We start from the raw sequence: 25778 nt of genomic DNA, 5'->3' as shown, positions 1-25778 counted from the left end.
CGGTGATCACGCCCCGAACAGCCTGCGCCGCAACGCCGCGGCGTTGCCGAAGATCCGAATTCCCAGCACCACCACGATCGCCGTGGAGAGCTGGGTCCCCACCCCCAACTGGTCACCGAGCCACACGATCAGCGCGGCGACGAGCACGTTGAACACGAAGGACACGACGAAGACCTTGGCGTCGAAGATCTCGTCCAGATAGGCGCGTAGCCCGCCGAACACGGCGTCCAGCGCCGCGACCACGGCAATCGGCAGATATGGCTGAATCGCGTCCGGCACCTGGGGACGCAGCACCACGCCCGCGACGATGCCCGCGACCAGCGCGAGCACCCCATACACGGCGTATCCGTTCTTGACTGCCCTGACGCTCTTGACTGCACTGACCGGCTTCACTGGCCACCCACCTCGTGTGCGGATCTGATCTCCCTGGCGTTCGCGGCCGGGAGGCTGACGTCTTCTTCTTCGGCGACCGTGAATCCCACGCCGTACAGCTGTGCGATGCCCGACATCCGCAGGTACGCGTCGCTCACCACGAAGCCGGTCTGCAGCCGGTCCACCGGCCCGATCGCGGAGATCGCGTACGGGGAGAACACCGGCTGATTGTCGACGAGCATGGCGCCGCCCGCCTGGCGGATGGTGGCCGAGGGACCGACGCGGACGCCGCCGACCGCAACGGCCTCGGCGCCGCTCGACCACAGCGCGTTCACCACGGACTGGATGTCCCGGTCGAGGACGACAGCCTTGGCGGTACCCGCGCCCGGCCTACCGCGGTCGGACAGGTCCGGACGGGTCGCCGGATCGCTCAGCGTGACGGTCAGGCCCGCGCCGTGCACCGCGTCCAGTCCCGCGGCCTGTTCCATCGCACCGAGCCGGGCCAGCACGTCGGCGCCCTGGGTGTCGCCGGCGAGCGCCCTGGAGCGCAGTGCTTCGGTCTGCGCCGCCAGCTCGTCCCTTGTTCCGGCCAGGCCGCTGCCGCGTTCCTGCGCGGCGTGCACCTTGCCGAGCATCTCGCTGCGCACCTGATCGCTGCCGGGGGCCCGGTCGCCTGCCTGCGCGTAGGCGATACCGAAGATCAGGCCGAGCACGATGCCACCGGCCACGCACCAGCTCCCGGTATGCAGAGGCTTGTGCAGCGAATGACCCCTCGCCCGGTCCTCCGCCGCCGCCGCGTAGCCGGGGTCCAGATGGTCGGTCATCAGCGACCGGAGCAGCGAGGGCACCGGATTGCGGCGGACCTCGCCGTCGGTCACCGCGCGCGGTCCGTTCGCGGGACCTCGCGCGCGATGTTCCGCGCGGCGAGCAGGTAGAGGATCGCGGTCCACACGTAGAGCCCGGTCCCCCACACCAGCAGCGCATAGCCCCAGGCCCGGGCGATGGGCGCGAACGACCAGTCCATCTGCGCGGCGAGCACCAGCGGCAGCGCGAACATGAGCGCGAAGGTCGCGGCCTTGCCGAGGTAGAGCACCGCGGGCGGCGGCAGATCCCGGCGTCGGTAGATCGGCAGGGTCAGCGCCAGGATCGCGTCCCGGCCGATCAGGACCGCGGCCACCCACCACGGGATGATCCCGCGGATCGCGAACCCGACGAGGGTGGAGACCACGTACAACCGGTCCACCAGCGGGTCCAGCAGCGCGCCGAGCCGCGAACTCTGGTTCAACAGGCGCGCGAGCTTGCCGTCGGCCCAGTCGGTGAATCCGCTGAGCATCAGGATCGCGAGCGCCCACCCGTCGGCGTGCGGGCCGAGCAGCAGGTACAGGAACAGCGGGACGCCGACGAGCCGGACCACGCTGAGCAGATTGGGAACGGTGACGATCCGGTCGGACACGATCGGCGCGGTCGGGACGTCCGCCACCTCGTGTGGCCGGTCTCCGCTGCCCATTGATCCCCCGTGTTCGTCGCCCGGTGCTGCCTCGGACAGCTTTTCACATGGCGGACTAGGGTGCCGGGACCCTGGCGACCGCGTCCGCGGTCAGGCTGCCGAGGTAGAGCCAGCCGTCGGCCTCGCGGACGCCGGTGATCGGGGCGTAGCTGCCCGCGCCGCCCCGCAGGCTGTGCACGATGGCGCCGGAGGCGTCGAGCCCGAGCACCCAGCCGCGCTGGTCCGGTTCGGGCTGCGCCCAGTGCGGCAGATTCGCGGCGACGATCCGGAGCGCCGGATGCGGGGCCAACAGGTCAAGCAGGCGCATCCGGAGGCTGTACAACGCCACCCAGAAGATCCCGTCGGGCGTCTGGGAGGTCACGTTGTCGGGGATCCCGGGCAGGTTGGCGGCCCAGATCGACCCCCGCCCCGCGTCGGGGCCCGTGAGCTCCACCCGGCGGATCTGATAGGCCCCGGTCTCGGCGACCACCACGAAGGACTCGTCCGCGGACAGTCCGACCCCGTTGGCGAACTGCAGCCCGTCCGCCAGCAGGTCCGTCTCCCCGGTCGCCGGGTCGAGCCGGATCAGCCGGCCGGTGCCGCCGTGCTCGAGCAGGTCCGTGCGATGCTCGGCTACGGAGTACTTCGCCGAGGAGTCGGTGAAGTAGATCGTGCCGTCCCGGGCGATCGCAGAGTTGTTGCACGCCACCAGCGGTCGCCCGAGCGCGCTGTCGGTGAGGGTCTCGACCCGTCCGGTCTCGTCGACGCGCAGCACCCCACGCTCGCAGTCACAGATCAGGTACCGGCCGTCGTCGAGGATCTCGATACCGAGGGGTCTGCCGCCCGTGTCTGCGATCTGGGTCGCGCGCCCGGGTCCGTCGAAACGCCACACCTTGCCGTCGTCCGTGCCGGTGATCAGCCGGCCCTGGTGGTCGACGGCGACGTCCTCGGGCCCCTTGCTTCCCGGCATCGCCCAGCGCTCCGCGCCGTTGAGTTCGGCGCTGGGGGCCAGCGGCCCCGAAAGCGACGGCGGGGTCGGTGGGTGCCACGCCACGGGCTCGATTCCGGTCCGGTCGAGACGCTGCAGCGCCGCATAGACGATTCCCATGTCGGCCACGGTAGAGCGCTCATGCCGCCTGCACCGGCGAATGCGCCGGGCCAGGGCACGTCAGCGCGAGGCGAAGTCCGGTTGTGAGAACTCGGCCACCCGGGTGGCCCGGCCGCGGAGGACGACCTCGCGGAACTGGTGGATGATCGCGCCGGTCGGCGCGTGCATGGCGCCACCGCGGAACGGCCAGCGCAGCATCGGCGGCGTGTCCGCCGGGGCGCCTGCCACGGGCTCGAACACCGCGTCGACGTCGATCTCGGCCATCGTCACCTCGAACACAAGGGCGACCTCGTCGGGGTTCGGTGCGATCGGTTCGGACAACTCCCCCACCCACACCACGACCGGGGTGATCACGAAGCCGGACCGGGTGACGTAGTCGTCGAGCGCGCCGACGACAGCGTCTGCCTGTGCCCGCACCCCCAATTCCTCGGCGAGCTCGCGGACGGCCGACTGCTCGGGCGACTCGCCGGGGTCGACGCTACCGCCGGGCAGCGCGAACTGCCCGGCGTGGGCGCGCATCTTCGGCGGCCGCCGGGTGAGGAGCAGCCGCGTCCCGGATCCGTCGGCGATCAGTGCCAGTGCCACCGCTGCCCGACGGGCGCCATTCGGCGGGACGGCCGTGCGCTCGAACGAGCCGAGCCTCGACGCGCACTGGTCCCGGGTCAGCGCGGGTCCGCGTTCCGGCGGCGCGGGCGTACGTGGGTCCTCGTCACTCGGCTTCGGTGTGCTCAGGTCCATCACCCGACCGTAACCCTTTGCTCGGGGCGGGTTCCGCAGCGCAGCGTCGGGTGCGGTTGGGCCCCCGATCAGCGGGAAGCGAAGTCCGGCTGCGCGACGTCGGCGACCCGGGTGTGCCTGCCGTGCAGCACCACCTCCCGGAACTGGTGGATGATCGCCGCGGTCGGCGCGAACAACTGCTCGCCCCGGAACGGCCATCGCAGTAGCGGTTCGGTCCCACCGGGCAGTGACCGGACCACGGGCTCGGCGTCGAGTTCGGCCATAGTCACCTCGAACACGAGCGCCACCTCGTCCGGGTTCGGGGTGATCGGCCCGTCCAGCACTCCCGCCCACACCACGATGGGCGTCATCACGTACCCGGACCGGGTGACGAAGTCGTCGAGCGTGCCGAGCACGTCCGACGCCCCTGCCCGAACGCCCAGCTCCTCCTCCAGTTCACGGAGCGCAGCCTGCACGGGAGACTCGCCTGGGTCGATGCCGCCACCGGGCAAGGCGAACTGACCGGGGTGGGCGCGCATTCTGCTGGGCCGCAGCGTCAGCAGCAGCACCGGACCGTCACCGCGCTCGACGACCACGAGGGCAACGGCCGCGGTGCGATGCCCGTTTCGGTCCACGGTGAGCGGCCGGAAGTCCGCGAGCGCGGCCGCGCAGGCCGCGCGAGTGAGGGTCGGGGCGTCGTCCATCAGCCGACCCTAGCGCCGCACCCGGTACAGCCGACGGGCACGGCTGCCGAATTCGTTGCAGCTCAGGTTCGTTGCAGGCTCAGGCCATGGCGTCGACGAACGCACCCTGCCAGACCGTGTCGAACGGGGTGTGCGCGGCGACGCGGCCCTCGATGCCTGCCGTGACGAACTCCTTCGCGAAGTCGACCGCGTCGTGCACCTCGACGCCCTTCGCCAGTTCCGCCGTGACGGCGGCGGCGAGCGTGCAACCCGCCCCCGACACCCGTTCGCGGCCAATCTTCGGTGCGGTGAGGATCGTGACGTCCTCGCCGTCGAAGAGCACGTCCACCGCGTCGTCACCGGGCAGTTCGACGCCGCCCTTGGCCAGGACGTACTTCGGACCGAGGTCGTGGATGCGGCGGGCCGCCTCGACCAGTTCGTCGACCGAGCCGATGGCATCCATCCCAGCCAGCGTCCGGGCCTCGAACAGGTTCGGGGTCACCACGGTCGCCAGCGGCAGGATCTGCTCACGCAGGGCGGTGTCGGTGTCGAGAGCGGCACCGGGTTCCTGTCCCTTGCAGATCAGCACCGGGTCGAGGACCACGTGCCGCCACGACTGGCGGCGCAGGCCGGCGGCGACGACCTCGATGGTCGCGGGGGTGCCGAGCATACCGATCTTGACGGTGTCGAGGTCGTGCGCGGCGGTGGCCGCCTCGATCTGGTCGGCGATGACCGCCGGCGCGATCGGGACGAAGCGGTGAGCCCAACCCGCGTTCGGGTCGAACGACACGATGCAGGTGGTGGTACCGACCCCGTACACGCCGAGTTCCTGGAACGTCTTCAGATCCACCTGGAGTCCGGCGCCGCCCGTCGCTTCCGAACCGGCGATGACATAGGCGAGATCGACCACGAGAGCTCCTTCGAGAACAAGTACGGCTGCGGCACCGGCTAGCGGGACATCGCAGCATCCGAGGATAGTCGCGCGCCCTTCGCCCCGGGTGGGTGGTCCACGGGTGAAATCACCTTCCCCGCCGACGTCCTGAGGTTTGTATACGCCGATCACGCTCCGATGAGCTGACGTCGGTTACCCGCCGAACGGACCACCCTCACGAAAGGCGTACTGCCCGAACCGCTCTCCGATGAGCTGGTGCGCGGCCGCATCGGGGTGCAGTCGGTCCGGCAGCGGATGGTCGGCAAAATCGGCCTCTCCGTAGAGATCACGCCCGTCCAGCAGATGCAGGCTCGGATCATCACCGGCTCGGTCCTGCACGATGCGGCCGAGTTCCTCCCGGATGACCTCGAGCGTGAGCTTGCCTGCCGCCCGTTCGGCAGGGTCACCGGTCGCCCGGAACCGCAGCACCCCCTCGGCCAGCGCGTCGACGTCGAAAGCACCGGGCCCGGGCGTCGTTTCGTGGATGGGGCAGTACAGCGGCGAGATCACAACCAGCGGCGTATCCGGATGCCCGTCCCGGATCGTGTCCAGAAAACCGTGGACGGCGGGACCCAAGGCTCGCAGCCGCATGACGTCCATGTTGACCAGATTGATCCCGATCTTGACGCTGATCACGTCCGCCTCGGCGTCGCGCATTACCCGCGCCGCGAACGGATCGAGCAGCATGCTGCCACTGAACCCGAGGTTGACCAGATCGACACCACCGATCGCTGCCCCGATCGACGGCCAGATCCCCGTCGGGCTGAGCGCATTGGAGCCCTGACTGATCGAGCTGCCGTGGTGCAACCACACCTTCCGGCCGCCCCGCAGGTGCGGTTCGACCGGCGCATTGGTACGCAGGGCGACGAGTTCGGCGGTTTCGTTGTGCGGCAACCAGATTTCGACACCCTTCTCCGCGGCAGGTAGGTCCGCAAAGCGCATGGTCGTCGGTGATCCCGGCTCGATCGACGAGCTCCCGGTCGCGAGGTCGATCGTCACGATGTCTCCCCCGGCGGCGACGGCCTGCCGCACGCGAACCCCGTCCACGAGCAGGTCATAGACACCGTCCGGCCGCGGCGGCGCACCCGGATAGGTCACCTTCGTCGGCAGGACCTCGAGTTCGACGACCGTGGCCCGCGTGCGGAACGCCACCCGGACGCCCGAGGGCTGCGCCTGCGCCGCTACCAGTTGCGGATCCCCGGACTGGGCGCGGGCCCACGCCGGCAGCCGGTGCGGCCGGATACCCCGCACGGTGGACTCGAGGTCGAGCGCGCCGTGCACGACATCGGTCGTGAGAGGTGTCGTGATCAGGGTGTCGTACATGAGATGCCGCTTTCGTCGTGTTCGGGTCAGTGGTCGGAGCGGGACTGGAGGAGGGTGTCGAGGGCGTCGAGGGTCCATACCCAGCTGTCCTGGCTTTCGGGCGCACTGTGGTCGAACCCGCCAGCCGCCTCGAGCCGCACGAAGCCGCCCAGCACGCTTCCGATCAGCCGGACCGCATGCGTCTGCTCGGCACCGTCCAGGCGATAACCCCGCAGGATCGCCCGCATCATCTCCGAGTGACGTCGCCCGTCGCTCGACGCGGCGGCCTCCGGATCCAAGCGGAGCTGCGCCGCGGCAAAGCGGCCGGGATGCTCGCGGGCGTAGTCGCGGTACGCGTTCGCGAACGCGAGCAGTGCGTCCCTGCCGGACCTGCCGGCCAGCGCGTCGGCTGCCCGGTCGGCGAGTTCCGTCAACGCCAGCAGCGCGATCTTCGTGCGCAGATCGTCCGAGCCGTTCAGGTGCGAGTACAGGCTGGCGGACTTCACGTCGAATCGGCGCGCCAGCGCGGACACCGTGACCTGGTCGAAGCCGATCTCGTCGGCAAGGTCGGCCCCCGCACGGACGAGTCGTTCCTCCGAGAGACCCGCTCGCGCCATCATCCTAAGCACCTTCTTCCGCTTCCTACATGATGTAGGCAATAGCCTACAGATTCGGCGCTCGTTACGCTCGTATGGATCGCCTCGCGCTCCAACGGTGACATCCGGAACCTTCGTGCCGGCCCAGGCGAGCACGGCAATCGTGGGCAGCTGGCTCTCATCGTCGACCGCGACGGCCGCGAACGGCAGGCAGCTCGAACCCAGACACGACGAAGGCCGTCCCGGATTTCTCCGGAACGGCCTTCGTGTTGTCGGGCTGACAGGATTTGAACCTGCGACCACTTGACCCCCAGTCAAGTGCGCTACCAAGCTGCGCCACAGCCCGTCCACTCCCTTGCGGGCGCTCGATGAGATTACATCAGTGACAGTCGACAGAGCGAATCGGCTGCTCGCGGCCGGTTTCTCCGTGATGCCCGTCCCGCGAACGACGATGGCAAGCCCCCGGTTTCGGGGACTTGCCATCGTCGGGTCAGCCTTGACAGGCGTCAGCGCTTGCCACGATCCCGCTTCTCACGCACGCGCACCGAGATGCGCACCGGACTGCCATCGAAGTTGAACTCCTCACGCAACCGGCGCTCGAGGAACCGGCGGTAGCCTGCCTCGAGGAAGCCCGTGGTGAACAGGACGAACGTCGGCGGACGAGTACCCGCCTGAGTGGCGAACATGATCCGGGGCAGGCGACCACCGCGCATCGGCGGCGGCGTCGCGGCCACGACCTCCTTGAGCCAGGTGTTCAACCGGCCCGTCGGAACCCGCTTGTCCCAGGACTCCAGCGCCGTCTCCAGCGCAGGAACCAGCTTCTGCACGGCCCGGCCGGTGTGCGCGGAAATGTTCACCCGCTGCGCCCACGGCACCCGGACCAGGTCCCGGTCGATCTCGCGCTCCAGCATCAGCCTGCGGTCCTCGTCGACGAGGTCCCACTTGTTGAACGCCAGCACCAGCGCGCGGCCTGCGTCGGCCACCATGCTCAGCACCCGCAGGTCCTGCTCGGTGATCGGCTGCGACGCGTCGATCAGCAGGATCGACACCTCCGACGCCTCGATCGCGCCCTTGGTGCGCAGCGACGCGTAGAACTCGTGGCCGCTCGCGTGGCTGACCTTCTTGCGCAGGCCCGCGGTGTCCACGAAACGCCACACCTTGCCGCCGAGCTCGACCAGCGAGTCAACCGGGTCGACGGTGGTGCCCGCGACGTCGTGCACGACGGACCGCTCGGCGCCGGAGAGCTTGTTGATCAGGCTGGACTTGCCGACATTCGGCTTGCCCACCAGCGACACGCGGCGCGGACCCTGGCCGCCGGTGCCCTCCCGAGGCGTCTCCGGCAACACTTCGAGGATCTCGTCGAGCAGGTCGCCGGTGCCGCGGCCGTGGATGGAGCTGACCGAGTAGGGCTGGCCGAGGCCGAGCGACCACAACGCCGCCACCTCGGATTCGACCCGCTCGTCGTCGACCTTGTTGGCCACCAACAGGACCGGGGTCTTCGAGCGCCGCAGCACCTTCGCGACGGCCTCGTCGGTCGCGGTGGCGCCGACGACCGCGTCCACCACGAGCACGATCGCGTCGGCGGTCTGCATCGCCTGTTCGGCCTGACGAGCCACGGACTGCTGCAGGCCCTTGGCGTCGGGCTCCCAGCCGCCGGTGTCCTGCACCATGAATCGGCGTCCGGCCCAGTTCGCCTCGTAGGAGACGCGGTCCCGGGTGACCCCGGGGATGTCCTCCACGACGGCCTCGCGGCGGCCGATGATGCGGTTCACGAGCGTCGACTTGCCGACGTTCGGGCGTCCGACGATCGCGAGGGTCGGGACGGCGACGTGGTCCTCACCCTCCTCACCCTCCTCGAAGTCGACCAGTTCCCAGTCGGATTCCTCGTTCCAGGTGCCGTCGCCGGCGATCGGGCCGCCGATGTCAAAGCTGTCGGTCACTGCACTGCTCCAGTTCTGTCACGTACCACCAGCAGCAACCTGCCGATCACGTCATCGATTCCGAGTTCGCTGGTGTCCACGATCACCGAGTCCTCGGCGGGCCGCAGCGGCGACACCGCGCGGGTGGAGTCCAGGTGGTCGCGGCGCTCGACGTCGGCCAGCACCGCCTTGTAATCGTCGCCCCGACCCTCGGCGACGTTCTGCGCGTTCCGGCGCTGGGCCCTGGCCTCCGCGGAGGCGGTCAGGTACACCTTCACGTCCGCGTCGGGCATCACCACGGTGCCGATGTCGCGGCCCTCGACCACGATTCGCTCCGTACCGGCGATGAACTCACGCTGCTTGTCGACGAGGATCGTCCGCACCTCGGGCACCGCCGAGACCGCGGAAACGGCCTGGGTGACCGCGCCGCCGCGAATCTCGTCGGTGACGTCCTCACCCGCGAGCAGCACCCGGTCCGACGCCGGATCGGTGCCGATGGTCAGTTCGAGAGCCTTCGTCGCCGCGGCGACCGCCGCCGGGTCACTCGGGTCGACGCCGGACCGCAGCACGTGCAGGGTCGCGATCCGGTACATGGCGCCGGTATCGAGGTACTGGGCGGCGAGCCCGGTCGCGAGCCGCCTGGACACCGTGGATTTTCCGGTGCCTGACGGCCCGTCCATGGCCACCACCAGGCGGCCGGCCTCGCTCACAGTCCGACCGCCTTGTACAGCGCGCCGACCTCGCCGGGTCCGATGACCCGCAGGGTGCCCGGCCGTCCGTCGCCGAGCGCGACCGGTCCGATGTCGGTACGCACCAGCCGGACCACCGGATGGCCGACCGCCTCGAGCAGCCGACGCACGATGTGCTTGCGGCCCTCGTGCAGCACGATCTTCACCAGGGACTTGCCCTGATTGACGTCGAGCAGCGCGTACGAGTCGACCTTGGCCGGACCGTCCTCGAGCTCGACTCCCGCCTTGAGCGTCTTGCCGAGGTTGCGGTCGACCACACCGGACACCGTCGCGAGGTAGGTCTTGGGCACCTCGAAGGACGGGTGCATCAGCCGGTGCGCGAGGTCGCCGTCGTTGGTCAGCAGGATCAGGCCCTCGGTGTCGGCGTCGAGACGCCCGACGTGGAAGAGCCGCTGGCCTGCGGACACCCGTTCGGAGACGATGTCGCCGATGCAGGGCCTGCCCAGGTCGTCCGACATGGTCGACTGCCAGCCGCGCGGCTTGTTCAGCGCGATGTGGACCAGATCCTTCTTGACGACGACGCGAATGCCGTCGACCCGGACCACGGCGTTCTCGGGGTCGACCCGCAGCCCCTGTTCGACGACGATGCGGCCGTCGACCTCGACGCGCCCCTGCTCGATGAGCTCCTCCGCGGCGCGCCGCGAGGCGACGCCTGCCTGGGCGAGCACCTTCTGCAGGCGCATGCCCTCGCCTGCGGGCAGCTTCGCGGGACCGGCTCCCTCCGTGTACTGGTGACGCGCCGGCTTGGCGTTGCTGATCATCGGCGCTACAGACGGCGCCCGCTGGGGCTTGGCCGCCTTGGGCTTGCCGCGCTTGGACAGCGGCTGCGCCGCGCCACCGCGCGGGTAGCCGCCGCTGCGCGGTGCGCCGCCGCGCTCGGTGCGCTCCTGGGCGCCGCGGGGCGCCCCGCCGCGCGGTGCCGCGCCACGAGGGGCCGCGCCACGCTCAGTGCGGTCGTACGAGCCGCGAGGGGCGTCACCCCGCGGGGCCGCGCCACGCTCGGAGCGGTCGTAAGACCCACGGGATTCGCCGCCACGAGGCGCTGCGCCGCGCTCAGTGCGGTCGTAGGAGCCGCGAGGAGCCCCACCGCGCTGTGCCCCGCCGCGCTCGGTGCGATCGTAGGAGCCGCGGGATTCGCCACCACGGACGGAATCGCGGGGTGCCGAACCTCTCGAACCCGACCCCTTCTGGGGCGAGTCCTTGCGGCTCGAGCTCTTGTGGGCGGGATTGCTCCTGCCCCGGTCCGGTGTGCCATCACGGCGAGCGGAATTCTTCACTTGGGTGTCCTGTCACTCTTCACTATCTATGCCGGGATCCAAATCGGGTTCGGATCCCGCCCTTCCGGCTCCCAATTTGGTGAACCGAGGGTCTGACTCCATGTCGTCACTGATGTCGTCGATGACGTCGACGTCGGGCAGCAGCGGCGCCAACGCGGGCAGGTCGGCCAGCGAGGCGAGTCCGAGCCGCTCGAGGAAAAGCTCCGTCGTCGAGTACGTCGTCGCGTTGGTCTCGGAGTCCACACCGGCCTCCGAGATCAGTCCGCGGGCGAGAAGGGTTCGCATGACGCCGTCCACATTGACGCCACGAACCGCACTCACCCGCGCACGGGTCAAAGGTTGACGGTACGCAATAACGGCCAAGGTTTCCAAAGCCGCGCGTGTGAGCTTCGACCTAGCACCGTCGAGAAGCAGCCGCTCGACATAGGGCGCGTACTCGTTTCTGGTGTAGAACCGCCACCCATCACCGGCGTACCTGAGATCGATCCCGCTTCGCCGTTCGGTCAGGGCGGCCGCCATCCGGCGTAGCGTCGCCTCGACCCGATCGGCGGAGTCGCCGACCGCCGACGCGAGCACCTCGTTGCTCGCGGGCGAGTCTACGACCAGCAACAACGACTCCAGCGCCGCCTCCAGCTCGTCGCCGGAGAGCCGGTCGTCGGGGTCGAGAGTGCTCTCGTCTTCGAGCATCGGGGCCTGATCGAGCTCGCTCATCCGTAATCCTCCGCACTCACCAGCGTCTGCCCGTCCGCGTCGACGTCGCCGGTCCAGCTGACCATCAGTTCACCGAGCGGCTCGGGCTGCTCGAACGCGACTGCCCGTTCGCGGTATAGCTCGAGCAATGCCAGAAATCTTGCCACGATCTGCACGGTGAGGTCGCACCCCGCGATCAGGTCGCCGAACGTCGCCCAACTGCCCTCGCCCCGCTGCTTGAGCAGGTCGAGCACCATCGACGCCTGCTCGGGCACGGAGACCGTCGGCGCGTGCAGGTGGTCCAGGCCAACGGTGGGCACCGGCTTCGGAGCGAAGGCGGTGGCCGCGATCTCCGCGAACCGCTGTGGGTCGACGCCGAGCAGGACCTCGGGCAGCAGCCCCGCGAACTGGTCCTCCAGCGACACCGAGCGCGGGTAGCGCCGCAGCGCCGCCGACTCCAGCTCGGCGAACAGCATCGCGACCTGCTTGTACGCCCGGTACTGCAGCAGACGGGCGAACAGCAGGTCCCTCGCCTCGAGCAGGGCCAGATCCTCGGCGTCCTCGACATCGCCTGAGGGCAACAGCCGAGCCGCCTTGAGGTCGAGCAGGGTGGCGGCGACCACCAGGAACTCGGTGGTCTGGTCGAGGCTCATCTCGCTGCCGAGCGACCTGGTGTAGGCGATGAACTCGTCGGTGACCTGGTGCAGCGCCACCTCGGTGACATCGAGCCTGCGCTGGCTGATCAGCGTCAAGAGCAGGTCGAACGGCCCCTCGAAATTGCGCAGCTTCAGCCGGAAACCGGGCTCGACCGCGGTCTCCTCGACCGGAACCTCGACGACACGCTCGGACTGGTCGGTGTCCATCTACCGTCCGGACCGGTGGATAACCTCACGGGCAAGCGCCCGATACGCCTCCGCGCCACCTGATTTCGGCGCCCAGGTGGTGATCGGTTCGCCCGCGACACTGGTCTCGGGGAACCTGACGGTCCGGTTCACCACGGTGTCGTAGACCAGATCGCCGAACACCTCGACCAGCCTGGCCATGACCTCGCGCCCGTGCAGCGTCCTCGCGTCGAACATCGTCACCACGATGCCGGAGAGCGACAGCTTCGGGTTCAGGCGCTCGTGCACCTTCTCCACGGTGTCGTTGAGCAGCGCGAGCCCGCGGAGGCTGAAGTACTCGCACTCCATCGGGATGATCACGCCCTCCGCGCAGGCCAGCGCGTTGACGGTGAGCAGCCCGAGCGAGGGCTGGCAGTCGATGAGGATGTAGTCGTAGCGGTCGAGCACCGGGTACAACACGCGGCCGAGCGTCTGCTCGCGGCCCACCTCGGTGACCAACTGGATCTCGGCGGCGGACAGGTCGATGTTGCTTGGCAGCAGGTCGAGGTTCTCCACCCTGGTGCGCATCAGCACGTCGTCGATCGACACCCGCGGCTCGACCAGCAGGTTGTGCACCGTCAGTTCGAGGTCGTGGTGTGCGACGCCGAGGCCGGCGGACAGCGCACCCTGCGGGTCGAGGTCGACGAGCAGCACCCGACGGCCGTACTCGGCCAGGGCGGCACCCAGGTTGATCGTGGACGTCGTCTTGCCGACGCCACCCTTCTGGTTGCACATCGCGATGATCTGCGCCGGACCATGACTGGCAGGCGCTGTGGGCTCGGGCACCTCGCGAAGCGGTCGGCCGGTCGGGCCGAGTGCCGGCTCGGCAGATACGGCGCCGTTACCTTCGGCGCGGTCGGTCTGTGGACGGGTCGGCGGTTCCGGCTTCCGGGTGTAGAAGAAGGCACCCTGACGCTCAGACTCCGCCGCAGGCGGCTGCGGTGTCACCACGGTCTGCTGCTCCCCTGTCTGTCGTCCCTGTTCACCAAACGCTACCGCTTGACGGGGGGCGACCGGTCAACGGACACGCGGGGCGCGACTATGGGCTCCGCGGAGAACCGCGCTGACCACGGCCGCGCGCCAGGTCACGAGCCCTCATCTCGATTCTCGAGAAGGTCCTTGAGTGCACTCACAGCGCCCGCGGATGCGCTCCCGCCCACACCTCGCGCAGCGCCCCCACCGTCACGAGGGTGTAGATCTGCGTCGTCGTCACCGAGGCGTGCCCGAGCAACTCCTGCACGACCCGGATGTCGGCTCCACCGTCGAGCAGGTGGGTGGCGAACGAGTGACGCAGCGTGTGCGGCGACACCCCTTCCGCGATGCCCACCCGATCGGCCGCGCTGCGCAGCACCTGCCACGCGCTCTGCCGGGACAGGCGTCCGCCACGAATGTTCAGGAACACCGCTGGTCCACCGCGAATCGCGTGCACGGCACGCCCGCGGACGAGGTACGCCTCCAGTGCGGCGATCGCCGGCCTGCCGATCGGCACCACCCGCTCCTTGCCGCCCTTACCGCGCAGCAGCACGGCGCGGTCGACCGCGTCGATGTCGTCGATGTCCAACCCGACCGCCTCGGAGATGCGGGCGCCCGTCGAGTAGAGGAGCTCGAGCAGGGCCCGATCGCGCAGGGCCCGCGGCTGGTCGGCGGCATCCGGGCCCCCGGTGGCCTCGAGCAGCGCCAGCACCTGATCGACCGGCAACGACTTCGGCAACCGCTGGCCGGGCGCGTGCGGCTTGACCTCCCGCGCCACGTCGACGGCGGTGAGGCCCTCGGCGGTCGCGAACTTGTGCAGCCCGCGCACCGCGATCAACGCCCGAGCCGCCGAACTCGGCGCGAGTGGCGGAACCTCCGCCGCGGGATCGCCCCTGCGCAGCGCGACGACGAAGCCGCTGATCTCTCGTTCCGACACCCTCGAGAGATCATCGATCCCCCGATCCGACAGGTACCGCTGGTAGCGCACCAGGTCACGCCGATACGAGCTGAGGGTGTTCGCCGCCACCCCACGTTCGACCGCGAGATGGTCGAGGTACGTCCCCACCTGACCGGCGAGCACTATCGCCCGTCGTGCCTGCGCCGCGCCATCGCCACCGGACGATCCGGCCATTCCGCATCGGCCGGTCGCCCCGCCGAGTTCGCGCCGCCGTCACGAGCCCTGGCCGCGGCGAGCGCCAGGATCCCGGACAGCGCGGTGGCGTTGACGATCTCCCCCGACAGCGCTCTGCCGACGGCCTCGTCGACCGCGACCCGGTCGACCTCGAGGTCGGCCTCCTCGTCGGTCGGGGTCGGCTGATCCACGTCGCTGAGCCCGGTCGCGAGGAACACCCGCACGACCTCGTCGGTGAACCCCGGCGAGACCGCCACGTCCACCAGTACCGACCAGTGCTCGGCGGCGAGGCCCGTCTCCTCGGCCAGCTCACGCCGCGCCGCGTCGACGGGATCCTCGTCCGCCTCGTCGAGCAGTCCGGCGGGCAGTTCCCAGACCCGCCTGCCCAGCGGATGCCGGTACTGGTTGATCAGGATCAGCCGGTCGCGCTCATCGACGGCGACGACCGCGACGGCGCCGTAGTGCTCGACCACCTCACGGTTCGCCGCGCGGCCGCCGGGCATGGCCACCCGGTCGACCCGCAACGTGAGGATGCCGCCCTCGTACACGGTTCGCGAGTCGAGGGTTTCGAACTCGTGCTCTCCCGGCCTGCTCATGCGTGCCTGCGGGCTAACGCACGATCGGCGCGTCGACCGATTCGGCGTCGTCCGCCGCTGACTCGCGGGCGTCCTCCGGATGCACGTCCACCTCGAGCCGCTCGGCGGCCTTGTACTTGAGCGCGGCGCCGATGAACGCGGCGAACAGCGGGTGCGGACGCGTCGGACGGCTCTTGAGCTCCGGATGTGCCTGCGTCGCAACGAAGAACGGATGCTTGTCCGACGGCAGTTCGACGAACTCGACGAGATGCCCGTCCGGGGAGGTGCCACTGAACTTCAAGCCGCTCTTCGCAATCCGGTCCCGGTAGGCGTTGTTCACCTCGTACCGGTGCCGATGCCGCTCGGAGACCTTCTCGGAGCCGTATGCGCGCGCCACGACCGAGCCCTTCTCCAGGACCGCCGGGTAGGCACCAAGACGCATGGTGCCGCCGAGATCGGCCTCACCCGCGACGATCTCCTCCTGATCGGCCATCGTGGAGATCACCGGATGCTTGGTGTCCGGTTCGAACTCCGCGGAGTTCGCGTCGTCGAGACCCACCGACCGGGCGGCCTCGATGACCACGGCCTGCAGGCCAAGGCACAGGCCGAGCAGCGGGATCCCCCTGGTGCGGGCGAACCGGATCGCGCCGAGCTTGCCCTCGATGCCGCGGATACCGAACCCGCCGGGGATCAGCACGGCGTCGACCTCGCCGAGCTTCTCCTGCGCGCCCGCCTCGGTCTCACAGGTGTCGGAGGGCACCCAGTCGATCTCGACCTTGGCGCGATGCGCGAACCCACCGGCCCGCAGCGCCTCGGTCACCGAGAGGTACGCGTCCGGCAGGTCGACGTACTTGCCGACCAGCGCGACCCGAACCGATTCGCGCGGCTCGTGCACGCGCTTGAGCAGCGCGCCCCACACGGTCCAGTCGACGTCGCGGAAGGGCAGGCCCAGCTTGCGCACGACGTAGGCGTCGAGCCCCTCGCGGTGCAGCACCTTCGGGATGTCGTAGATGGACGGCGCGTCGGGCGTCGAGATGCAGGCGTCGACGTCGACGTCACACATCAGCGCGATCTTCGACTTCAGCGGCTGCGGCACCTCGCGGTCGCAACGCAGGATCAGCGCGTCCGGCTGGATACCGATGTTCCGCAGCGCCGCAACCGAGTGCTGGGTGGGCTTGGTCTTGAGCTCACCGGAGGGGCCGAGGTACGGCACCAGGGAGACGTGCAGGAAGAAGACGTTGTCCCGGCCGATGTCGTGACGGACCTGCCGTGCCGCCTCGAGGAACGGCTGCGACTCGATGTCGCCGACGGTGCCACCGATCTCGGTGATCACCACGTCCGGGCTCTGGCCCTCCGCGTCCGGACCGCTCATCGCGAGGATCCGGCTCTTGATCTCGTCGGTGATGTGCGGGATCACCTGGACCGTGTCGCCCAGGTACTCGCCGCGCCGCTCCTTGGCGATGACCGTCGAATAGACCTGGCCGGTGGTGACATTGGCGAACCCGGACAGGTCCCGGTCCAGAAAGCGCTCGTAGTGCCCGACGTCCAGGTCGGTCTCGGCGCCGTCCTCGGTGACGAACACCTCGCCGTGCTGGAACGGGTTCATGGTGCCCGGATCGACGTTGAGATACGGATCCAGTTTCTGCATGGTCACCCGCAACCCGCGGGCGGTGAGCAGCTGCCCGAGGCTCGACGCCGTCAGACCCTTGCCGAGCGACGACGCGACGCCTCCGCTGACGAAGATGTGCTTGGTGGCGGTACGCGATTGACTGCGTGAAAGTGGCAAAAGTGCTCCCGTGACGACCTTGCAGGGCTTGGCTAATGGTAGAGCTGGGGCCTGCCGACCCACGGGACTTCACGGTAACACCAACGCGTCGGTTTATCCGCATGACGCGCCGCGAACCGCTGGTCATCGCCCCGTGGGCCGGTCATCGCTGTGATCTCAGCCGGCCGGAGCGCCGACTGTGATCGACGTCGCGTTTGGTCCGGTGCCGTAGCGACCCGCATGGCCACCGAGCTGCTCCTGCAGGGCCAGCGCGGTGGTGACGCGGCCCGCCTCCCGGTCGACGTTGTCGACGGTCGAGACACCCGAGGACAGCGCCGTGTCGGACCGGACCACGGCGATCGGCCCGTTCCCGTCGGCGGCTCCTGGACGGCCCGTGAGGACGGTCCCCGCGCCGCGGGAATCCATCGCACCCGCGAAACGCGCGATGATGGCGCCCCGATTGCCGCCCTCGGACCCGTCCGGGGCCTTGCCGGAGCCGGTGAGCACCACGGCGAGCTGGGCCGGCTTGACCGACCCGTTGTCATAGGCGATGAATCCGCCCGAGCGCAGCGTCTCGAGTGCGAGCGCCAGCTCCTCGGGGGTGCTCTGCGGCTGCGCGTTCTGGGCGTTCAGGAGGAGCACCGAACCGAGTAGGTCGCCCGCGAGGCTGCCCTGGTCGACGGCGCCCGTCTTGAGCTGGACGCCCGCGGGGATGACGTTGGTGATCGTGGTGCGCAGCTGATCGCCGTTGGCCGCGTCGACGAACGAGTCGGTGAGCGAGACCCGGCCGGTCACGGTCCCGCCCGCCGCCCCGATCATCCGGGTGACCCCTTCGAGGTCGCCCGGATCGGCGTCCGGGGAGGTCACCAGGATCACGGTGCGCTGGGCGAGCGCGTCGCGGACCACTCGGCCGGACACCGCTGCGTCGAATCCGTCCGCCGAGTTGAGCTGCTGCCCGAGCTGATTGTTTGTTTCCTGCAGCGCGTTGACCTGGCCTTGCAGCTCCGACTTGTCGTCGCGCAGCCCGGAAAGCAGACCGCCGGAGAGTGTTCCCGATCCGAGCACCACACCGACGGCCAGCGCCAGGAAGATCGCCGCTATCGAAATGGCATGTTGACGCATAGAAATCACTTGAGCAGTCCCTGTACCCACGTCGCGAAGCTGTTCCAGGTCGCGATGGCCCAGTCGAGGGCCTCGCCGCCGATGTTGGAGACGACCAGCGCGACGATCACCGCTGTCAGTGCGGCCAGCACGAGCAAGGCGATCGCGCCCCCCGAGACACGGCTGCGGTACAGCGTCGCGACCGCCTTCGCGTCGACCAGCTTCGGGCCGACCTTGAGGCGGGTCATGAAGGCCGCCGGGTTGCTCTCCCGCCGACCCCGGTCGAAGAACTCGTCCAGCGACACGGTGCTGCCGACCGTGACGATCAGCGAGGCGCCGTGATGGTCGGCGAGCAGCAGCGCCAGGTCCGCGGGCGCGCCGGAGGCAGGGAAGGTCATCGCCCCGATGCCTAGGTCCTGGATCCGTTCGAGCCCCTTCGCGTGGCCGTCCGGGTCGGCCGGGAGCACCACCTCGGCACCCGACTTGAGGGTGGCGCTGCTGATGTCCTCGGGGTCACCGACGATCAGGTCCGGTCGATAGCCGGCGTTGGCCAACGCGTCCGCGCCGGCGCCGACGCCGATGAGGATCGGCGAGTACTCCTTGATGAACGGCTTGAGGTTCTTCAGATCGGCGATGTGGTCGGTGCCGTCCGCCACGACCACCACGTGCCGGTCCTGCAGGTCGACGTCGATGTCGGGAACCCCGACCCCGTCGATGAGCAGCGGGCTCTCGGTCCTGATGAACTCGATGGTGTTGCCGGAGAACGCCTCCAGATGATCGACCAGCCCGGTCTTGGCCTCGATCATGAGGTCGGAGATCTCGGCCTCGCTCTGCTCGACGCCCTTGGCGAGCCTGCGTTCGCCGCTGTAGACACCGCCCTCGTTGAGGCGGACCTTGGCGCCGTCCTTGACCTTCTTGAAGACTTCGTCGCCGACGGCATCGATGAGCGTGATGCCGTTCGCGACGATGACCTCGGGTCCGAGGTTGGGGTAGCGCCCCGAGATGGACGGCGACGCGTTGACGACCGCGAGCACTCCGGCCTCCACCAACGCGTCGGCGGTGATCCGGTCGAGATCCAGTTCGTCGAGGACCACGATGTCGCCGGGGCCGACGCGACGCAACAGCTTCGTCGTGTCTTGGTCGACCCGGGCGATGCCGCTGATCCCCGGCAACGATTCGGTGTTTCGTGACAACAGGGACGGCATCTTCATGCCATCGATGATGACCCCGACGGGGCCCGGACCAGCGGAGGCGCGCCGACCCAACTGGCAGGCGGCAACGCTAGTCGGTACGAGCGGCCTTCGCGGTCGCCAGCAGTTCCTCGGCGTGTGCGCGTCCGGTCTGGGTGTCGTCGAGGCCGGCCAGCATCCGAGCCAGCTCCACCACCCGCTCGCCGTCGGTGAGGGTGCGCACCCCGCTGTCCGCGCCCTTGCGACCGTCCACCTTGTCGACCACGAGGTGGGTGTCGGCGAACGCGGCAACCTGCGGCAGATGCGTCACGACGATCACCTGGTGGGTGCGCGCCAGGCGAGCCAGGCGCCGACCGATCTCCACCGCGGCCCGACCACCCACGCCTGCGTCGACCTCGTCGAACACCATCGTCGCGCTGCTCTCGGCGCCCGCGAGCACCACCTCGAGGGCGAGCATCACCCGCGACAGCTCACCGCCGGAGGCGCTCTTGCTGATCGGGAGGGCCTGCGCGCCGCTGTGTGCGGCGAGGCGGAACTCCACCTCGTCGATTCCCGCGGACCCGGCGTGCACCGCACGGCCGTCCACCGTCAGCGGCGCGGAGTCCTGTGTGCCAGCGACGAGAGGCTGCACGGTCACCTCGAGTCGGGCCTTCCCCATCGCGAGCCCACCGAGTTCGGTGGTCACCGCCTTGGCGAGCTTGACCGCGTACTTCGTCCTGGCCTGGCTCAGCGCGGTGGCGGCGACCGCCAGTGCCGCCGAACAGTCGTCGACTCGGGACGCCAGCGCCGCCAAAGCCTCGGCGGAAACGTCGATCTTGGTCAGCCGCTCGCGGGCCTGCTCGGCCCACTCCAGAACCCCGTCGACGTCGGCCGCGTACTTGCGGGTCAGCGACTTCAGCTCGGCCTGCCGGTTCAGCAGGGTGTCGAGGGCACCCGGGTCCGAGGGCAGCTCGGCGAGGTAGCCGGTCAGGTCGGCCGACAGGTCCGTGATCACGGCGATGGCCTCGGCAAGACGCGGGCCGAGCCCGGTCAGCGCCGGGTCGTCGGAGGACTCGATCCGGGAGCGGGCCTCCCCCAGCAGGTCGAGCGCGCCGACGCCGTCCGCGGCACCGTCCGCGTCGTCGGGCGCGGCCGCCCCGCCGAGCATGGCGACCTGCGCGGCCGCCGCGGCCGACCGCAGCGAGTCGAGGTCGCTCAGACGCCGCACGTCGGAGACGATCGCCACGTCCTCGGCCGGCTGGGGCGCCACGGTGTCGATCTCGTTCAGTCCGAACTCGAGCCGGTCGACCTCCTGCGCCAGCTCGCGGCTGCTGCGGGTGCGCTCGGTGAGTTCGTCGCGCGCCTCGATCCACTCCGCACGCAGCGCCCGGTACTTGTCGAGCAGCGATCCGATCGGCGCGCCGCCGAACTCGTCGAGCGCCTGCCGCTGCTGATCGGGGCGCTGTAACCGGAGTTGGTCGTTCTGGCCGTGCACGGTGAGCAGGGGGCCGGTCAGCTCGGAGAGCGCCCCAGCAGGCACGCCTCGTCCGCCCAGGTGGGCGCGGGAGCGGCCATCGCTGCCGACAGTGCGCAGCGCGATGATCGTGCCGTCCTCGTCGCGTTCCGCCCCGGTCGACTCGAGCAACCGGTCGACTTCCGCGGTCACCCGTGCCGAGGCGTTTGCGGTGGAGAACCTGCCCTCGACGACCGCCCGGTCGGCACCGAGCCGCACCCGGCCCGCGTCGGCGCGCGCGCCGCTGAGCAGGTACAGGCTGGTGACCACCATGGTCTTGCCCGCTCCGGTCTCACCGGTGAGGACCGTCAATCCCTCATGGAACTGGGCGTCCGCGTGGGAGATGACGCCGAGACCGTCGATCCGGATTTCAGCGAGCATTGGCGTTGCTCCCTTCCCCGTCGGCCCTTCTGCCCCGCCAACCCTTGACCGGGAGCTCGAACTTGCGGACCATCCGGTCCGCGAACGGTGCCGAGTCGAGCCGGATCCACTTCACCGGTTCGCCGCCGCGGACCACCTCCACCCGGCCGCCCGCGGGCAGGCTCATGGTGCGACTGCCGTCGCAGAACACAAGTCCGTTGTGGCCACCCGCGAACGTTTCCACCGCGATCAGCGATTCGGGGCTGGTCACCAGCGGGCGCGCGAACAGCGCGTGCGCGTTGCTCGGAATCACCAGCAGCGCCTCGAGTTCCGGCCACACCACCGGGCCGCCCGCGGAGAACGCGTATGCCGTCGATCCGGTAGGCGTTGCGACGAGCACGCCGTCGCAGCCGAACGACGAGACGGGACGCCCGTCCACCTCGAGCACCACCTCGAGCACGCCGAGCCTGGAGACGTTCTCGATACTGGCCTCGTTCAACGCCCACCCGCGGTCGATGACCTCGTCCTCCACTCGGACGATCACGTCGAGCGTCATCCGGTGCTCGACGCGGTACTCGCGCCGGACCACCATCGCCAGGGCCTCTTCGAGATGCTCGGCCTCGGTCTCGGCGAGAAACCCGATCCGGCCGAGGTTGATGCCGAGCACCGGGATCGACGCGGCGCGAGCCAGTTCGGCTCCGCGCAGGAAGGTCCCGTCGCCGCCGAGCACCAGCACCAGTTCGCAGCCGACGGCCGCCGACGGACCGGGCTCGACCACCCGCAAAGCGAGGTCCGGCAACCGGAAGGAGTCGTGATCGTGCGCCGCGGTGGGATCGGTCCGGTCGGCCTCCGTCGCCAGCACCCGCAGTCCGATGCCTGCCTTCTCGAAGATCTTGGCCACGCGCAGCGCGGTCGCGGTGATCTCGGCCCTGCCGGTGTGCGCGACGACCAGGATCTCGCGCAGCCCCGTCCCCTGTTCCGGACTCCCTCGTCCAGGTTCCGGTGTCCCTCGTTCCGGTCCCGGTGTCACTGGGGCCCCTCCTGTACCGCTCGCTCGATGACCTCGCGCACCGAATCCACCCCGGGTTCGGCCTGCTTCCTCAGCCACAGAAAGTATTCGACGTTGCCCGACGGCCCGGGTAGGGGGCTGGCGACCGCCCCGAGGGTCCGGAGGCCGAGCGCGTCCGCGGCCTCGGCGACCTCGACGACCGCCTCGATCCGCAGGGCCGGATCGCGCACGACGCCACCGGAACCGACCCGGTCCTTACCGACCTCGAACTGCGGCTTCACCATCGGCACCAGGTCCGCGCCGTCGGCGGTGCACCGCACGAAGGCAGGCAGGACGAGTTTGAGCGAGATGAACGACAGGTCCGCGACCACCACATCGACCGGTCCCCCGGTCTGCTCCGGCTCCAGCGATCGCACGTTGGTCCGGTCCACGACGGTGACGCGGTCGTCGGACTGCAAGCGCCACACCAGCTGTCCGTACCCGACGTCGACGGCGACCACTTCGCGGGCACCACGGCTGAGCAGGACGTCGGTGAAGCCGCCGGTCGACGCGCCTGCGTCGAGGCAGCGCTTGCCATCGACGGAGAGCCCCGCAGGCTCGAACGCCTCCAGCGCGCCGAGGATCTTGTGTGCGCCACGCGACGCCCACGACACCTCGTCGACCTCCTCGGTGACCAGGAGCGGGGTGCCCGCCTCCACCGCAGTCGCCGCCTTGACCGCGACGGTTCCCGCGATCAGGACCCGGCCTGCCCCGATCAGCTGGGCCGCGTGTTCTCTTGATCGAGCCAATCCCCGCCGAACCAGCTCGGCGTCGACTCGTGCGCGCCGAGCCACCTCAGATCTTGTCCACTGTGGCGAGCGCCTGCACCAGAACCTCGTGCGCCCGCTCGAGGAGGTGTGCCTGCCCCGGGATGCGGCCGTGACCGTCGGCGCCGTCCTCGGCCGCGGACCCCACCGAGTCCAGGCGCGCAAGGAGCCCGTCGACCTCCGCGTGGATACGATCGGGATCGACGGTGGGCGGGGGTCCGGGCAGGTGCTGCCCGGGGCGTGGCATCGGCGTACTCATCGGGGCCAACGCTAGCCGATTGGACGCCCGCTCGCCCACACCGCGACACGGCGTAGCCGGCACGCCGCACCGCCTGAATATCAGCCGACGAGGTCCGCCACGGCCACCGCGGCGACGGGGTCGGCCGCCCGGAGTCCGTCGAACTCGGGTTCCGCCCATGCCGCGGCGAGCACAGCTCGAACCACGTCGAGGCGCTCCGGTTCGGCGGCTTGATCGCAGCGCACGACCAGGTCGGTGCCCTCGCGTCGAATGCTCACCGCTGGATGCTCGCGCATACGCAACCGGGCGGCGGGCCGATCGAGCTCGGCCAATCGCGAGGCCAGGTAGGTGGGTCGAAGCGGCTCGGGCGCACGCAGCAGGTCCGCGACAGTGCTGACCCCGCTCAGTACCAGCAGTGAATCAACCCCGACCGAGTTCGCCCCTGCGATGTCCGTGTCGATCCGGTCGCCGACCACCAGCGGGCGCTCGGATCCGCTGCGCAGCAACGCGTCGTCCATCAACGGGCGGGCGGGCTTGCCCGCGACCAGCGGCTCGCGACCGGTCGCGGCCCGCACCGCTGCCACCATCGCGCCGTTTCCCGGGCACAACCCACGTTCGGTGGGGAGCGTGGTGTCGACATTCGAGGCGACCCACAACGCTCCAGCCCGGATCGCCAGGGTCGCCTCCGCGAGAATCGCCCAGCCCGTCTCCGTGGAATGCCCCTGAACGACGGCCGCGGGGTTCTCGTCGAATCTGCGGACGGGCTTGAGCCCGACCAGGCGGACCTCCTCTGCGAGCGCCTCGGTGCCGATCACCAGCACCGCCGAGCCCGGCTCGAGCGCCTCCGCGAGCAACCGTGCGGCAGATTGTGAACTCGTCACCACCTCGGCCTCGTCGGCCGGGAACCCCAGCTCGCGCAGGTGCTGTGCGACGGAGAGCGGGCTTCGGCTCGCATTGTTCGTCACGTAGAACAGCCGCGCGGACCCACCGACCAGCGCCTCCCTGGCACCGGGGATCGCGTGGGCGCCCTGGTACACGGTGCCGTCGAGGTCGAGCAGCAGAACATCGTGCAGCTCACGCAGCGACGGCGAGGCTTCCAGCGTCACTGGTCGCCGGACAGCTCGGCCACACGATCCTCTGCGTCGGTGTCGCCCTCGTGGTCCGCGGCCGCGGAGTTGAGGAACCACTTGAGTCCGTCCTCTACCCGGCCCGCCGCCACCAACGCGTCGGCATACGCGTAGAACAGGCGGGCCGCGGTGGGACCATCCTTCGCCGCATCGAGATCCGGCGTCTGCAAGGTCACCACGGCCTGGTCAAACTGACCCAGGTCCATCCGGGCACCGGCGACTACGATCCGCAGTTCGGTCGCCTCGTCGCCGGTGAGGGTGCGGGCCTCGTCGCTGCGCCCGAGCTCGATCGCATGCTCGGGCCTGCCGAGGCCACGCTCGCAATCGGCCATGACGGCGAGCAGACCGGGTCCGCCTGCCATCCGGCGCGCGGCGCGGAGCTCAGAGAGTGCTTCCGCCCATTCGCCTGCGTGATAGGCGGTGATGCCCGCGGTCTCCCGGACCACGGCGACCCGACCGGCCCGCTGACGGGCGGCCCGCGCGTGCGCCAGCGCCAGACGCGGGTCGTCGTCGATCAGCTTGCTCGCCATCACCAGGTGACGGGCGACCGCGTTGGCGTTGGACTTGTCGAGGCTGAGCAGGTCGCGGCGAACCGCGGGGTCCAGCTCGCCCGCCTGAACGTCCTCGGGAAGGTCCGGTTCCTCGGGACGCGGGGCACGGCGCTCGGCGTGCGCACCGCCGTCGCGCGGGGGCGGTCCGAAACTGCCCTCGCCGCCGCGACGCCTCGGCGGACCGTCGCCACGCCGATCGGGGCGTCCACCGCCACTGCCGCCACGGGCTCCGCCGCCGGTGTTGCCTCGGGGGCCATCGCTTCTCCCACCGCGGGGGCCGCCGGCGCCTACACCACGATTCTCACCCGAACGACTGCGGTCAGATCCGCCGCTCCCATACGAACGACGGTCTTCGTTGTTGTCCGACACAGCATCTCCTTTCAGACAACACACGCTATGCACAAAAAACACGAAAGGGGACCCAGTATATTGGGTCCCCTTTCGGTAACGGATGTTCGGCGGTGTCCTACTCTCCCACACCCTGTCGAGTGCAGTACCATCGGCGCTGGAGGGCTTAGCTTCCGGGTTCGGAATGGGGCCGGGCGTTTCCCCTCCGCTATGGCCGCCGTAACTCTATGAAACTGTCACACATTCAATTCCCCCGCCCGAACCAACAAACCCTGATGGGTGTGTTGTTGGGGGTGAATGGTATCTGTGTGTTGTTTCAGATACCGCACAGTGGACGCGTAGCTTCTTTGTGGTAAGTCCTCGGCCTATTAGTACCAGTCACCTGCACACGTTACCGTGCT

The 25778-nt window shown here is 69.8% G+C and carries 26 protein-coding genes, 1 tRNA gene and 1 rRNA gene; all 28 read right to left on the bottom strand.

Annotated elements, in window-relative coordinates; translation table 11 throughout:
* Positions 1–6 precede the first annotated feature (6 nt).
* The 28 genes from ACFXMV_RS05210 to rrf all read right to left on the bottom strand — a co-directional run bounded on the left by ACFXMV_RS05210 (position 7) and on the right by rrf (position 25599).
* Positions 7–393 carry a small basic family protein gene (locus ACFXMV_RS05210; RefSeq protein ID WP_378501643.1) on the bottom strand — a complete coding sequence of 129 codons (387 nt, stop codon included), beginning with the start codon at positions 391–393 and terminating at the stop codon, positions 7–9.
* Positions 390–1196 carry a DUF881 domain-containing protein gene (locus tag ACFXMV_RS05205; RefSeq protein WP_378501647.1) on the bottom strand — a complete coding sequence of 269 codons (807 nt, stop codon included), beginning with the start codon at positions 1194–1196 and terminating at the stop codon, positions 390–392. The genes ACFXMV_RS05210 and ACFXMV_RS05205 overlap by 4 nt, the downstream gene beginning before the upstream one ends.
* Positions 1197–1246: 50 nt before the next feature.
* Positions 1247–1879: a CDP-alcohol phosphatidyltransferase family protein gene (locus ACFXMV_RS05200; RefSeq protein ID WP_378501644.1), complete on the bottom strand. Its 633-nt coding sequence runs from the start codon at positions 1877–1879 to the stop codon at positions 1247–1249.
* 55 nt (positions 1880–1934) lie between these two features.
* Entirely contained in the window at positions 1935–2966 is a 1032-nt protein-coding gene (locus ACFXMV_RS05195) for an SMP-30/gluconolactonase/LRE family protein (protein WP_378501645.1), read from the bottom strand.
* A 60-nt stretch (positions 2967–3026) separates the two neighbouring features.
* Entirely contained in the window at positions 3027–3704 is a 678-nt protein-coding gene (locus tag ACFXMV_RS05190) for an NUDIX hydrolase (protein ID WP_378503173.1), read from the bottom strand.
* 68 nt (positions 3705–3772) lie between these two features.
* On the bottom strand, positions 3773–4387 hold the full coding sequence (locus ACFXMV_RS05185; RefSeq protein ID WP_378501460.1) for an NUDIX hydrolase: 615 nt from the start codon (positions 4385–4387) through the stop codon (positions 3773–3775).
* Between the two features lie 79 nt (positions 4388–4466).
* Positions 4467–5276 carry a bifunctional hydroxymethylpyrimidine kinase/phosphomethylpyrimidine kinase gene (gene thiD / locus ACFXMV_RS05180; RefSeq protein WP_378501461.1) on the bottom strand — a complete coding sequence of 270 codons (810 nt, stop codon included), beginning with the start codon at positions 5274–5276 and terminating at the stop codon, positions 4467–4469.
* Between the two features lie 174 nt (positions 5277–5450).
* On the bottom strand, positions 5451–6620 hold the full coding sequence (locus tag ACFXMV_RS05175) for an SGNH/GDSL hydrolase family protein (protein ID WP_378501462.1): 1170 nt from the start codon (positions 6618–6620) through the stop codon (positions 5451–5453).
* A gap of 26 nt (positions 6621–6646) precedes the next feature.
* A complete protein-coding gene (locus ACFXMV_RS05170) occupies positions 6647–7219 on the bottom strand; it encodes a TetR/AcrR family transcriptional regulator (protein WP_378501463.1) in 573 nt (190 codons plus the stop codon).
* A 248-nt stretch (positions 7220–7467) separates the two neighbouring features.
* Positions 7468–7541: transfer RNA gene (locus ACFXMV_RS05165), tRNA-Pro, on the bottom strand.
* 160 nt (positions 7542–7701) lie between these two features.
* On the bottom strand, positions 7702–9135 hold the full coding sequence (der, locus tag ACFXMV_RS05160) for a ribosome biogenesis GTPase Der (protein WP_378503174.1): 1434 nt from the start codon (positions 9133–9135) through the stop codon (positions 7702–7704).
* Positions 9132–9794: a (d)CMP kinase gene (gene cmk, locus ACFXMV_RS05155; protein WP_378499475.1), complete on the bottom strand. Its 663-nt coding sequence runs from the start codon at positions 9792–9794 to the stop codon at positions 9132–9134. Before cmk ends, der begins: the two co-directional genes overlap by 4 nt.
* 26 nt (positions 9795–9820) lie before the next feature.
* Positions 9821–11140, bottom strand: coding sequence for a pseudouridine synthase (locus tag ACFXMV_RS05150; protein WP_378499473.1), 1320 nt, complete (start codon positions 11138–11140; stop codon positions 9821–9823).
* Between the two features lie 12 nt (positions 11141–11152).
* On the bottom strand, positions 11153–11827 hold the full coding sequence (gene scpB / locus ACFXMV_RS05145; RefSeq protein WP_378503179.1) for an SMC-Scp complex subunit ScpB: 675 nt from the start codon (positions 11825–11827) through the stop codon (positions 11153–11155).
* 20 nt (positions 11828–11847) lie between these two features.
* Positions 11848–12693, bottom strand: coding sequence for a segregation and condensation protein A (locus ACFXMV_RS05140; RefSeq protein WP_378499471.1), 846 nt, complete (start codon positions 12691–12693; stop codon positions 11848–11850).
* Positions 12694–13662 (bottom strand): ParA family protein, encoded by a 969-nt coding sequence (locus tag ACFXMV_RS05135; RefSeq protein WP_378499470.1) that lies wholly within the window; start codon positions 13660–13662, stop codon positions 12694–12696.
* Positions 13663–13840: 178 nt separating this feature from the next.
* A complete protein-coding gene (locus ACFXMV_RS05130; protein ID WP_378499469.1) occupies positions 13841–14815 on the bottom strand; it encodes a site-specific tyrosine recombinase XerD in 975 nt (324 codons plus the stop codon).
* Positions 14764–15411, bottom strand: a complete 648-nt coding sequence (locus tag ACFXMV_RS05125) for an NUDIX domain-containing protein (protein WP_378499468.1) — start codon at positions 15409–15411, stop codon at positions 14764–14766. The genes ACFXMV_RS05130 and ACFXMV_RS05125 overlap by 52 nt, the downstream gene beginning before the upstream one ends.
* A 13-nt stretch (positions 15412–15424) precedes the next feature.
* On the bottom strand, positions 15425–17176 hold the full coding sequence (locus tag ACFXMV_RS05120; RefSeq protein ID WP_378499467.1) for a CTP synthase: 1752 nt from the start codon (positions 17174–17176) through the stop codon (positions 15425–15427).
* Between the two features lie 156 nt (positions 17177–17332).
* Positions 17333–18286: a copper transporter gene (locus ACFXMV_RS05115; protein ID WP_378499466.1), complete on the bottom strand. Its 954-nt coding sequence runs from the start codon at positions 18284–18286 to the stop codon at positions 17333–17335.
* Positions 18283–19467, bottom strand: coding sequence for a putative cytokinetic ring protein SteA (steA, locus tag ACFXMV_RS05110; protein ID WP_378499465.1), 1185 nt, complete (start codon positions 19465–19467; stop codon positions 18283–18285). Before steA ends, ACFXMV_RS05115 begins: the two co-directional genes overlap by 4 nt.
* Positions 19468–19537: 70 nt before the next feature.
* Complete coding sequence (gene recN, locus ACFXMV_RS05105; protein ID WP_378503175.1) at positions 19538–21319, bottom strand: DNA repair protein RecN; 1782 nt, start codon at positions 21317–21319, stop codon at positions 19538–19540.
* Positions 21309–22262 carry an NAD kinase gene (locus ACFXMV_RS05100; protein ID WP_378501374.1) on the bottom strand — a complete coding sequence of 318 codons (954 nt, stop codon included), beginning with the start codon at positions 22260–22262 and terminating at the stop codon, positions 21309–21311. The genes recN and ACFXMV_RS05100 overlap by 11 nt, the downstream gene beginning before the upstream one ends.
* A gap of 62 nt (positions 22263–22324) precedes the next feature.
* A complete protein-coding gene (locus ACFXMV_RS05095) occupies positions 22325–23140 on the bottom strand; it encodes a TlyA family RNA methyltransferase (RefSeq protein ID WP_378501370.1) in 816 nt (271 codons plus the stop codon).
* 1 nt (position 23141) lies between these two features.
* On the bottom strand, positions 23142–23372 hold the full coding sequence (locus ACFXMV_RS05090; protein ID WP_378501371.1) for a hypothetical protein: 231 nt from the start codon (positions 23370–23372) through the stop codon (positions 23142–23144).
* Positions 23373–23452: 80 nt separating this feature from the next.
* On the bottom strand, positions 23453–24457 hold the full coding sequence (locus ACFXMV_RS05085) for an HAD-IIA family hydrolase (RefSeq protein WP_378501372.1): 1005 nt from the start codon (positions 24455–24457) through the stop codon (positions 23453–23455).
* Complete coding sequence (locus ACFXMV_RS05080; RefSeq protein ID WP_378503176.1) at positions 24454–25398, bottom strand: tetratricopeptide repeat protein; 945 nt, start codon at positions 25396–25398, stop codon at positions 24454–24456. The genes ACFXMV_RS05085 and ACFXMV_RS05080 overlap by 4 nt, the downstream gene beginning before the upstream one ends.
* 84 nt (positions 25399–25482) lie before the next feature.
* Positions 25483–25599 (bottom strand): 5S ribosomal RNA (gene rrf, locus ACFXMV_RS05075).
* Positions 25600–25778 lie beyond the last annotated feature (179 nt).

The organism is Rhodococcus sp. NPDC059179 (genome assembly GCF_042754885.1).
GTDB lineage: Bacteria > Actinomycetota > Actinomycetes > Mycobacteriales > Mycobacteriaceae > Rhodococcus_G.
This window is presented reverse-complemented; position numbering and strand designations above follow the sequence as displayed.

Bases quoted from the DNA above. Each gene is read 5' to 3' on its own strand.
- ACFXMV_RS05175 (WP_378501462.1), bottom strand. From the start codon at position 6,620: ATGTACGACACCCTGATCACGACACCTCTCACGACCGATGTCGTGCAC.
- ACFXMV_RS05200 (WP_378501644.1), bottom strand. From the start codon at position 1,879: ATGGGCAGCGGAGACCGGCCACACGAGGTGGCGGACGTCCCGACCGCG.
- ACFXMV_RS05190 (WP_378503173.1), bottom strand. From the start codon at position 3,704: ATGGACCTGAGCACACCGAAGCCGAGTGACGAGGACCCACGTACGCCC.
- ACFXMV_RS05170 (WP_378501463.1), bottom strand. From the start codon at position 7,219: ATGATGGCGCGAGCGGGTCTCTCGGAGGAACGACTCGTCCGTGCGGGG.
- cmk (WP_378499475.1), bottom strand. From the start codon at position 9,794: ATGGACGGGCCGTCAGGCACCGGAAAATCCACGGTGTCCAGGCGGCTC.
- ACFXMV_RS05140 (WP_378499471.1), bottom strand. From the start codon at position 12,693: ATGGACACCGACCAGTCCGAGCGTGTCGTCGAGGTTCCGGTCGAGGAG.
- steA (WP_378499465.1), bottom strand. From the start codon at position 19,467: ATGAAGATGCCGTCCCTGTTGTCACGAAACACCGAATCGTTGCCGGGG.
- ACFXMV_RS05195 (WP_378501645.1), bottom strand. From the start codon at position 2,966: ATGGGAATCGTCTATGCGGCGCTGCAGCGTCTCGACCGGACCGGAATC.
- recN (WP_378503175.1), bottom strand. From the start codon at position 21,319: ATGCTCGCTGAAATCCGGATCGACGGTCTCGGCGTCATCTCCCACGCG.
- ACFXMV_RS05090 (WP_378501371.1), bottom strand. From the start codon at position 23,372: ATGAGTACGCCGATGCCACGCCCCGGGCAGCACCTGCCCGGACCCCCG.
- ACFXMV_RS05185 (WP_378501460.1), bottom strand. From the start codon at position 4,387: ATGGACGACGCCCCGACCCTCACTCGCGCGGCCTGCGCGGCCGCGCTC.
- ACFXMV_RS05205 (WP_378501647.1), bottom strand. From the start codon at position 1,196: ATGACCGACCATCTGGACCCCGGCTACGCGGCGGCGGCGGAGGACCGG.
- ACFXMV_RS05125 (WP_378499468.1), bottom strand. From the start codon at position 15,411: ATGAGCAGGCCGGGAGAGCACGAGTTCGAAACCCTCGACTCGCGAACC.
- ACFXMV_RS05130 (WP_378499469.1), bottom strand. From the start codon at position 14,815: ATGGCCGGATCGTCCGGTGGCGATGGCGCGGCGCAGGCACGACGGGCG.
- scpB (WP_378503179.1), bottom strand. From the start codon at position 11,827: ATGCTCGAAGACGAGAGCACTCTCGACCCCGACGACCGGCTCTCCGGC.